Origin of the sequence: Phaeodactylibacter luteus (assembly GCF_007993045.1) — a bacterium.
GTDB classification, from domain to species: domain Bacteria; phylum Bacteroidota; class Bacteroidia; order Chitinophagales; family Saprospiraceae; genus Phaeodactylibacter; species Phaeodactylibacter luteus.
The window spans coordinates 23,450-33,622 of the sequence record NZ_VOOR01000052.1 but is presented as its reverse complement, the minus strand read 5'-3'; the positions used below and the strand labels follow the sequence as shown (position 1 = coordinate 33,622).

Genomic DNA, 10,173 nt, shown 5'->3' with positions numbered 1-10,173 from the left:
CGACGGAGGAGCCTTAGTGTCACTTGAGCGGGAAATCCTACTCTGGACTGGATAGGGACTCTGATAAATGGCATCCGTCAGGATAACCTGACAGAAATCACGTCTTAATCCTACTCTGGACTGGATAGGGACTCTGATCAAGGCAATCTCCCAGTTCCAGGAAGAGAACGGGGAGTCTTAATCCTACTCTGGACTGGATAGGGACTCTGATTGGTGTCTAGCGTGCTTTACACTAACATAAGCGAGTCTTAATCCTACTCTGGACTGGATAGGGACTCTGATGCGACGAAGATAAAGACTACGAGCCTTTGTGATGGTCTTAATCCTACTCTGGACTGGATAGGGACTCTGATCTTTTTGCTTGGTTTGACAACCCAGCAGGGGAGGGGTCTTAATCCTACTCTGGACTGGATAGGGACTCTGATATGATAAGTTTGATTTGGTCTTTTAATGTGAAAAAGTCTTAATCCTACTCTGGACTGGATAGGGACTCTGATTTATTCTCGGACGGGTTTTTAAAATCGAACCCTACATGTCTTAATCCTACTCTGGACTGGATAGGGACTCTGATACAAACTATCAGCTCTTTTCTACGGAGAAGTGAGTTCGTCTTAATCCTACTCTGGACTGGATAGGGACTCTGATGGAAAGAAAAGTAAACTTTCTTTACAAAGAAGCTCTGTCTTAATCCTACTCTGGACTGGATAGGGACTCTGATTTAGCTCTGAAGTTTGAGAAGTTTTATTAGTCTATAGTCTTAATCCTACTCTGGACTGGATAGGGACTCTGATTATTATCAAAACACAAAACAATATACGTTGTTACGTCTTAATCCTACTCTGGACTGGATAGGGACTCTGATGAATCGACTTTTGGACTGTACATATATCAAGAACAAGTCTTAATCCTACTCTGGACTGGATAGGGACTCTGATGAACCTAGAAAAGCGTTACAAGTCATTCGGCAAGGTCTTAATCCTACTCTGGACTGGATAGGGACTCTGATTGATGCTAGTGATGAGTTAGAGGGTATGAGACAGGTCTTAATCCTACTCTGGACTGGATAGGGACTCTGATAATTTAAAATGCGCGATGAAATACCCACATGAAAAACGTCTTAATCCTACTCTGGACTGGATAGGGACTCTGATTGAGTAATCCCCTTCTGTAAAATACCAGCGCCCTTGTCTTAATCCTACTCTGGACTGGATAGGGACTCTGATCTCTCTGAGCGAAGAGCAACAATTTCAGAAGACCCGTCTTAATCCTACTCTGGACTGGATAGGGACTCTGATATATGTATATATGTATTATCAAAACAACAAAAATCAGTCTTAATCCTACTCTGGACTGGATAGGGACTCTGATACCAACAATCTCAGCTCTGTTACAGTGAAAAATGCAATCGTCTTAATCCTACTCTGGACTGGATAGGGACTCTGATAATGGATGGGAGGTGTATAACCGTCACACCTCCCATGTCTTAATCCTACTCTGGACTGGATAGGGACTCTGATACATACTATTTGGTCCTCCCGGATGCGGGAAGACCGTCTTAATCCTACTCTGGACTGGATAGGGACTCTGATTATGTGGCATACCAGTTTGCCATATACAAGAAATGGCTGTCTTAATCCTACTCTGGACTGGATAGGGACTCTGATCTTCTAGTCGAGGAGGAAATCTAGCTGCTGCGCTGGTCTTAATCCTACTCTGGACTGGATAGGGACTCTGATCTGCACAATTTACACCACAGTCGGTGTGCTGCCTGTCTTAATCCTACTCTGGACTGGATAGGGACTCTGATTTAACGTTCAAGCCGCTGTCGCTGGCGAGAGCGAAGTCTTAATCCTACTCTGGACTGGATAGGGACTCTGATAAGTTCCTGCTATCGCTCCGAGTAGCTAGGTTAGTCAGTCTTAATCCTACTCTGGACTGGATAGGGACTCTGATCCTCATCAAGAGCTTCGCTTGATATAGATGATGTGAAGTCTTAATCCTACTCTGGACTGGATAGGGACTCTGATGATGCTTTTTATTATCAAAAGCCCTAATTTTGAGAAGTCTTAATCCTACTCTGGACTGGATAGGGACTCTGATGCTCGTAAGTACGCTGAAGATCTTGTCTATGGCATGTCTTAATCCTACTCTGGACTGGATAGGGACTCTGATAGCATGTTTTGCAATTTACTGAAAATGAGCAAGTTGATGTCAAAGAACGGAGAATTTTAACACTTTTTAACAAGGGTTTTTTCTGCAAAACCTGCTGTGCAAAATACTAAAAAATAAGCCAAACAAGGGCCGTTTGCCCTCATCGGTACTGAAGCAATATACAGCTTTTTTCCGCTGATTGTTCCCTTTTGGGGGGATTTTGCTGAAATTCTTGCTGCTGCCTTCCGCTCAGCCGTTGCACTGCGGAGAGGGCTAGCGCTGCGGAGGGGTGGAAAGCCCGGTAGGGCCGAGCGAGGAGCGAGCCCCGTAGCATAGCGCCCCCTGCCGTCAGGCTGGGGGAGCCCCATAAAAACGGTGGCCTGTTTGGGGGGGCTCAGCATTTCAAGATAACTAAGCTTGCCGATTGCTTTGTCAGCCTGTGGTTTTTCCTATTTTTACCCACGACAAAAAACAGCAATTGTGATTCAGGCAAAAGGGATAGCGAAAGCCTACGGGCAGCTTCAGGTGTTGAAAGGGGTGGACCTGGCCATCAGGGCCGGGGAGTTCGTCTCTGTGGTGGGGAAATCAGGTGCCGGCAAGAGCACGCTACTGCACATCCTCGGCACCCTCGACCGGCCAGATAGTGGCACCTTGTCTATTGGCGGGGAGGATGTCTTTGGGCTGAATACCCGAAAGCTGGCCGCGTTCCGCAATGCGAGGATTGGCTTCGTTTTTCAGTTCCATCATCTGCTGCCGGAGTTCACTGCCCGTGAGAATGTGCTTATCCCTGCGCTGATCGCCAAGACCGAAGAGAAGGCTGCGCGCAAGCGTGCGGCTGAGCTGTTGGATTACCTTGGGCTGGGCGGGCGCCTTGAGCACAAGCCGGGGCAGCTCTCCGGGGGCGAGCAGCAGCGGGTGGCCGTGGCCCGCGCCCTGATGAACAGCCCGGCGGTGGTATTTGCGGACGAGCCCAGCGGCAACCTCGATTCTGCATCTTCCCAAGAGCTGCATCAGCTGTTGTTCCAGCTGCGGGACGATATGGGTCAGACCTTTGTCATAGTCACCCACAACGAAGAGCTGGCTGCTATGAGCGACCGCCGGCTGGAGATGAAGGACGGTTTGCTGGCTTAAGCCATTGACTCCTAAAATGACCAACCTATGAGCCAAACCAATATGCCTGCCCGCTCGCCCAGAGCATTGATCATGGAGCTGTTTGGGTTGATAAAAAGCTGGTTCCACACGCTTTTCGACCTGGAAGAAGGGCTCGACCGGGAAGGGGCCGTGATTTCCATCCGCAACAACCGCAAGATGCAAGGCGCCAATGCCTGGCTGCTGGGGTGTTCCATTATGATCGCGTCCTTAGGGCTCGACCTCAACTCCCCGGCCGTGATCATCGGCGCGATGTTGGTCTCCCCGCTGATGTCCCCAATCTTGGGCATCGGGCTGGGGGTGGCCATCAACGATCAGTACACCATGTTCAATTCGCTGCGGCACTTTGGCGTGGCCATACTCATTGCCCTGGTCACCAGTACCTTCTATTTTTTTGTGACGCCTTTCGGCAATGTGACGCCTGAGATACAGGGGCGGACGAGCCCAACCTTCCTCGATGGCCTGGTCGCGATTTTTGGGGGGCTGGCCGGCATCATCTCTGCTACCCGCAAAGACAAATCGAACGCCATTCCGGGCGTTGCCATAGCCACCGCTTTGATGCCCCCGCTTTGCGTGACCGGCTTTGGCATAGCCGAGCTGTTTGAGCTGCTGATCCGGAAAGGAGGGATGAGCAGCGGGCTTTATGCGCAGGAGCTGAGCCGGACGGCCGGCATTATCTTCGGCTCTTTCTACCTTTTTTTCCTCAACTCTTTTTTTATCGCCCTGACCACCTACCTCATCATCCGCTTTCTTCGCTTCCCGCTCAAGTCTTATGTAGATGCGCGCGAGGCGTACCGCAACCGGATGATCACTGCTTTCTTCAGCATGTTGGTGTCTCTGCCAAGTGCGTTCATCCTTTACCGGCTGTACCAAATGCAGCAGGACAAGCAGGAGGTGACCCGTTTTGTGGACGAATATTTCCCGGAGGTCTGTATCAATTATGAGCTGACAGGGATAGACCCGGACACCAACAAGCTCATTCTGCAGCTGTTGGGGCGCCGGATACCGGAAGACTCTATCGCCCACTACGAGCAGATACTGGAAGAGGATTTCGACCTGCACAAGCCCGTCCGGCTTTTCCCGGTCCAAGCCGAAATGAGCCTGAACGACGTCAAGTCCTCTCTTCAGGCCCAACGGCAGGAAGTGGTGAAAATGATCGAGTCAGAACGTAGGGCTGCGACAGATGCCATGCTTCAGGCCGAGGAGCTCAAGCTGCAGCTGGCCCGGAGCCGGAGCGATTCAGCTCTGGTGGAAAAGAGCCTCCGTCTGGCCCGGGAAGCCTTCCCGGACGAGATCGGGGGCATACAGTATGCCGAGCGGACCAAGGTGCTGGGGGACAGCGCCACCCTCAACAATCAGCATGTGTACTTGGTAGAATGGAAAAACCGCAAAGGGACGAAGGCAAACAAAGAGCGCCTCGAAGGCATTCTCAAGGTAAGTACCGAATTTGATACCCTGCAAGTCATCAGTTACTGATTTGCGCGAAAGCAGAATGAAGTTATGAAAGCATTACTGATAGTCGATATACAGAACGACTTTTGCCCAGGCGGAGCCCTCGAAGTGGCGGAAGGCGATCAGACGGTTGCGGTGGCCAACGCCCTCATCCCACATTTTGAATTGGCCGTGGCCACCCAAGACTGGCACCCGGCCAACCACAAAAGCTTCGCCGCTATGCACCCTTGGCGCTACCCGGGCCAGGTCATAGACCTTAATGGGCTGCAGCAGATCCTTTGGCCTATCCACTGTGTACAAGGCAGCTTTGGGGCAGAGTTTGTGCCCGAGCTGAACACCGCTGCTATCGACCGGGTCTTTGTGAAAGGGACAGACCCCGAGATTGACAGCTACAGCGGCTTTTTTGACAACGGGCATCGCAAAGCGACTGGGCTAGGGGAGTACCTCCGGGAAAAAGGAGTGGACGAAGTCTACGTCCTGGGGCTGGCCTTGGACGTTTGTGTCAAGTTTACGGTTTTAGATGCCCTCGAGCTGGGCTTTGCCACCTATTTGGTAGAAGACGGCTGCCGGGGCGTCAACCTGAAGCCCGGGGACTCCGATGCGGCTGTCCGGGAAATGAAAGCAAAAGGCGCTGTTGTTGTACAGTCTGCCGAGTTGCTGCCCGCTTGAGGCGCCCGTTCGACGACAGAGATTTTTGATTTTGTGAAATAAAGAGTTTAATTACACCCTAACCATTTTTAACACGAAAAAATCAGACGCATGGTACAGCAGGAAACGCTACAATCTGCGGAAGCATACATTGAAATGGAAGATCAGTACGGGGCGCACAACTATCACCCACTGCCCGTGGTGCTGGCCAGAGGGGAAGGTGTGTTCTTGTGGGATGTCGAAGGCAAGAAATACTACGACTTCCTGGCGGCCTACTCTGCCGTCAATCAGGGGCATTGCCACCCCGATATCATTGCGGCCCTAGGGGAGCAGGCGCACAAGCTCACCCTGACTTCCCGTGCTTTTTACAACAACATGCTCGGGCCTTACGAGAAGTTCATCACGGAGTTTTTTGGCTACGACCGTGTCCTGCCGATGAACACAGGCGTAGAAGGCGGAGAGACTGCCGTCAAACTATGCCGGAAGTGGGCTTATGAAGTGAAAGGCGTGCCCGCCAATCAGGCTAAAATCCTTTTTGTCACCGGCAACTTCTGGGGGCGCACCCTGGGCGCTATTTCTTCTTCCACAGACCCTAGCAGCACGTCCAATTTTGGGCCCTTCATGCCGGGCTACGAAATCATCCCTTACAACGACCTCGGTGCGTTGGAAACGGCTTTGCAAGACGAGAACGTAGCGGGCTTCATGGTGGAGCCTATACAAGGGGAAGCCGGGGTAGTGGTGCCGGATGAAGGCTACTTGCGCAAAGCTTATGAGCTGTGCAAGGCGCACAATGTGCTTTTTATTGCCGACGAAGTGCAGACCGGCATCGCCCGTACCGGCCGCCTGACCGCTTGCGAGCACGAAGGCTTCAAGCCGGATATCCTAATATTGGGCAAAGCGCTCTCGGGCGGGGTGTTCCCCGTGTCGGCAGTGCTGACGAGCCACGAGGTCATGCTGACCATAAAGCCCGGTGAGCACGGCTCCACTTTTGGCGGCAACCCCCTGGCCTGTGCGGTGGCCATGGCTGCCCTCAATGTGGTCAGGGAAGAACGGCTGGCAGAGAATGCGGAGCGCTTGGGGCAGATTTTCCGGGCCCGGATGCAGAAGAACTTGGTAGAGAAAACAGAGCTGGTGACGCTCGTGCGCGGCAAAGGGCTGCTGAACGCTATTGTCATCAACGAGGAGGAAGACAGCCGGACAGCCTGGGATATTTGCTTGAAACTGGCAGAGAACGGGCTGTTGGCTAAGCCTACGCATGGCAATATCATCCGTTTTGCGCCGCCCCTTGTGATGACGGAAGCTCAGCTGAACGATTGCTGCGGCATCATCGAGCAGACCATATTGGAATTCGAAGGTTAACCGGGCGGGGCTGCCGTTTCAGGCTGCTCAAGCCACTGCGGAAAGACAGGAAGCCGGGCGCCATAAAGTAAGGGGCCCGGCTTTTCTGCTGCCTGCTGCCTACAATTTTACGATGGCTGCAGGCGTTTCCCATGCGTTGCGCGGGAGGCGAGGTTCTCCGTTCAAAACGAATTATTTTTTTATAAATTCGTGCTCGGGCCAGTTGCTTGCCGCGCAACCGCCCAAAATGCGACAGACCGACTAAAATCTGAAGAATGCTGAAAAGAATTGCCCCACTGTTTACCTTGTTGATCGCCCTGAGCGGGCTGCCGGTAATGGCCCAGCAGACGGCCGTTTTTACAGAAGCGAACGAGGCTTACAAGACCGGAGAAGCACTTTTCGAACAAGGTGTCTACGCCAAAGCCAGGCGGCACTTTGAGCGTGCTTACCGCTTGCTGCAGCCCGTCAACGAAGCTCAGGCCGAGCTGTTGCAGACCAAGGCGGAGCTGAATGCCGCCCGCGCGGCCGTGCGCATGGAAGCCGAAGATGGGGAAAAGCTGATCCTGGAATTTGTGCGCAAGTACGCCCCCAATACCATCGCGAACGATGCCCTGGCCGAAGTGGCGGAGTACTACTTCAATGCCCGGGAGTACGATAAGGCCATTGAGTTTTACAGCAAGATACCGACTACCGGCATGAGCCGGGAGCAAAAAGCTGCCGTGAAGTTCAAGCTCGGCTACGCCCTCTTCGTCAAGAAGGACTTCAACCGTGCCAAAACCAATTTCCGGGACATCAAAAACCTGGAGAATGACTATTACTACCCCACAAATTACTACCTCGGGCTCTGCTATTTCTTTGAAGGGAACTATGATGCGGCTATCGCTCAGTTCCGCATCGTGGAGCGCTCGAAAAAATACAGGCCCCATGTGCCTTACTACCTGGCACAGATTTATTTCGCTGAGCGCCGGTTTGATGAGCTGATCGCCTATGCAGAGCCTAGGGCTAAAGACCCGAGCATCCGCAAGGAGAAGGAGATCAAGCAGCTGCTGGGGCAGTCCTATTTCGAAAAAGGCGAATTCCGGAAAGCCTTGCCGTACTTGCAGTATTATGCAGAGCGCTCTGGCCGCCTGCGCGAGGAAGAGCTCTACCAGATCGGGTACACTTACTATCAGGTAGAAGATTATACCCGGGCGGTTCAGTACCTGAAAGACCTCACCACGGTGGAGTCCGAAATCGGGCAGAACGCCATGTTCATACTTGGCGACGCCTACCTGCGCCTCAATCAGCGCCCATCTGCCCGTACGGCCTTTGGCAGCGCCAAGCGCATGCCCTACGATGAAGGCATACAAGAGGAGGCCCTGTGGAACTATGCTAAGCTCTCGTATGAGCTCAAAGACCCGAGGGAAGCCATCCTGGCCTTGCAGGAGCTCCGGCCCGAGTCGCCTTACTATCTTGAGGCGCAGGAGCTGATGAGCGACATCTTCCTCAACTACCGGGATTACCAACAGGCTTTGGATATCATCGAGCGCCTGCCCAACCGGACGCCCAAGCTGCAGGAGACCTATCAGCAGGTGGCTTATCTGCGGGGGCTGCAGTTGCTGCAGAATGGGCAGGAGGCAGCGGCTAAGCAGTATTTTGAAAAATCGCTCGATGTCTCTATCGACAACCGCACCCGTGCGCTGGCCATTTACTGGCTTGGGGATATTGCCCACCGGGACGGTGCATACAATGCGAGTATCCGCCTATTGAACCAATACCTGACGATCGCCAAAACCCTCAGCAGCCTGCCTGACGAGGCCTCTATCTTTACGGCCAACTACACCCAAGGGTACAATTACCTCAAGCAGGAAGATTACACCGCTGCACTGGGCTTTTTTGAAGAAGCCGTGCGCGGCATCAACCGCAACCGCTCTTTTATCCGCAACCAAAAAGTGAAAGAGCAGGTGTTGGGCGATGCGACCCTCCGTGCTGGCGATTGCCTGTTCAAGCGCAACCAATATGTACGGGCGGTGGAGTATTACGACCGGGCAGTGCAGAACCGCTATTCGGGCTACGTTTATGCGCTTTACCAGAAAGCCATTATAGAAGGGCTGCTGGGGCGGACCACCAACAAGATTGTCGCCTTGGAGGAAATCGAGCGCAGCTACCCGGAGTCGGAGTACGCCGATGACGCCCTGTTGCAGCTGGGCACGACTTATCAGGAGATCAATCAGCTGAGCAAAGCAGCTGAGCCGCTCAAAAAGCTCTTGCAGCGCTATCAGGGGAAATCGGACCTCATAACCAAAGCCCTGCTCCGCCTTGGGCTGATCAGCTACAATCAGGGCAACCTGGATGGCGCCATCAACTACTACAAGCAGGTTTTTGCCAACAACCCCGACCCCAACGAGGCCAACCTCGCCCTGGCTTCCTTAGAAGAGATCTATGTAGATGACCTCGGGCAGGCTGACAATTATTTTGCTTTCCTGGAGACGGTGCAGGGCAACGTTGAAAACGAAGTGCGCGACTCGATCAACTTCCGTGCTGCGGAGTCGCAGTTCGAAAACGCCAATTACGAGCGGGCAGTGCAGAGCTATACCGATTACCTGCGCAAGTTCCCAAGGGGGCTTTATACCCTCCCGGCCACTTACCATCGTGGCGAGTCTTACAGTGTACTGCGGCAGTACAGCAATGCCCTCCAAGATTACCTCAATGTGGCAGAACGGGGGCAGAGCTCTTACTATCTGCGCGCCCTGGAGAAGGCTGCGCTGATCGCCTACAACCACGAAGAGGATTTTTCGATGAGCTACGACCTTTACGTAGAGCTCGAGGAGGCGACCACCAAAGCCGATCAACGGTTTGACGCACAGCTTGGCGCACTGCGCTCAGCCTATCGCACCAACCGCAACGATGCGGTTTATACGCTTGCGCGCAAAGTGGCCACCAACCCCAACGCATCGCAGCTGCAGGTTGCCACGGCCAACTTCTACCTCGGCAAAATGGCGTACGACCGGCAGGATTACGAAAATGCACTGACCGCTTTTCAAGAGGTGGAGCGCATGAGCGATAATGAACAAACCGCTGAGGCGCGCTATCTGATTGCGTACATTTATTACCTGAGGCGCAACCTGGAAAAGGCGCAGGAAATCTGTATCAACTCCAATAAGGAAAGCTCAGCTTATCCTTTCTGGGTGGCTAAAGGCGTACTGCTGTTGTCTGACATACTTAGGGAAAAAGGCGACCTCTATAATGCACAAGCTGTGCTGGAGGCGCTGCTGGAGAATTATCAGGAAGACCCCGCCCTGGTCAACGAAGCCCGTCAGAAATTGCAGACCATCAACAGCCTGATCAATCAGTCGAGCAGGCTGAACACTAGCCCGGATGAAGATGCCTTCATGGAGGAAGAAGGAGGCAACTAGATGCATGTCTGGAGTTTCCTGCTGTAAATCAGAGGCTTAT

The 10,173-nt window shown here is 52.9% G+C and carries 5 protein-coding genes and 1 CRISPR repeat array; all 5 genes read left to right on the top strand.

The annotated features are described in order from the left end of the window. Window positions 1–28: 28 nt before the first annotated feature. Window positions 29–2,172: direct repeats of the CRISPR family, unit length 37 nt; unit sequence GTCTTAATCCTACTCTGGACTGGATAGGGACTCTGAT. Between the two features lie 459 nt (window positions 2,173–2,631). The 5 genes from FRY97_RS18385 (at window position 2,632) to FRY97_RS18365 (ending at window position 10,133) form a co-directional block, all read left to right on the top strand. Then, window positions 2,632–3,282, top strand: coding sequence for an ABC transporter ATP-binding protein (locus tag FRY97_RS18385; protein WP_147169031.1), 651 nt, complete (start codon window positions 2,632–2,634; stop codon window positions 3,280–3,282). A gap of 27 nt (window positions 3,283–3,309) precedes the next feature. Then, window positions 3,310–4,776, top strand: a complete 1,467-nt coding sequence (locus FRY97_RS18380) for a DUF389 domain-containing protein (RefSeq protein WP_147169030.1) — start codon at window positions 3,310–3,312, stop codon at window positions 4,774–4,776. A gap of 24 nt (window positions 4,777–4,800) precedes the next feature. After that, window positions 4,801–5,421 (top strand): bifunctional nicotinamidase/pyrazinamidase, encoded by a 621-nt coding sequence (pncA, locus tag FRY97_RS18375; protein ID WP_147169029.1) that lies wholly within the window; start codon window positions 4,801–4,803, stop codon window positions 5,419–5,421. Window positions 5,422–5,511: 90 nt separating this feature from the next. Then, window positions 5,512–6,759, top strand: coding sequence for an ornithine--oxo-acid transaminase (gene rocD / locus FRY97_RS18370; RefSeq protein WP_147169028.1), 1,248 nt, complete (start codon window positions 5,512–5,514; stop codon window positions 6,757–6,759). Window positions 6,760–7,013: 254 nt separating this feature from the next. After that, window positions 7,014–10,133 carry a tetratricopeptide repeat protein gene (locus FRY97_RS18365; protein WP_147169027.1) on the top strand — a complete coding sequence of 1,040 codons (3,120 nt, stop codon included), beginning with the start codon at window positions 7,014–7,016 and terminating at the stop codon, window positions 10,131–10,133. Window positions 10,134–10,173 lie beyond the last annotated feature (40 nt).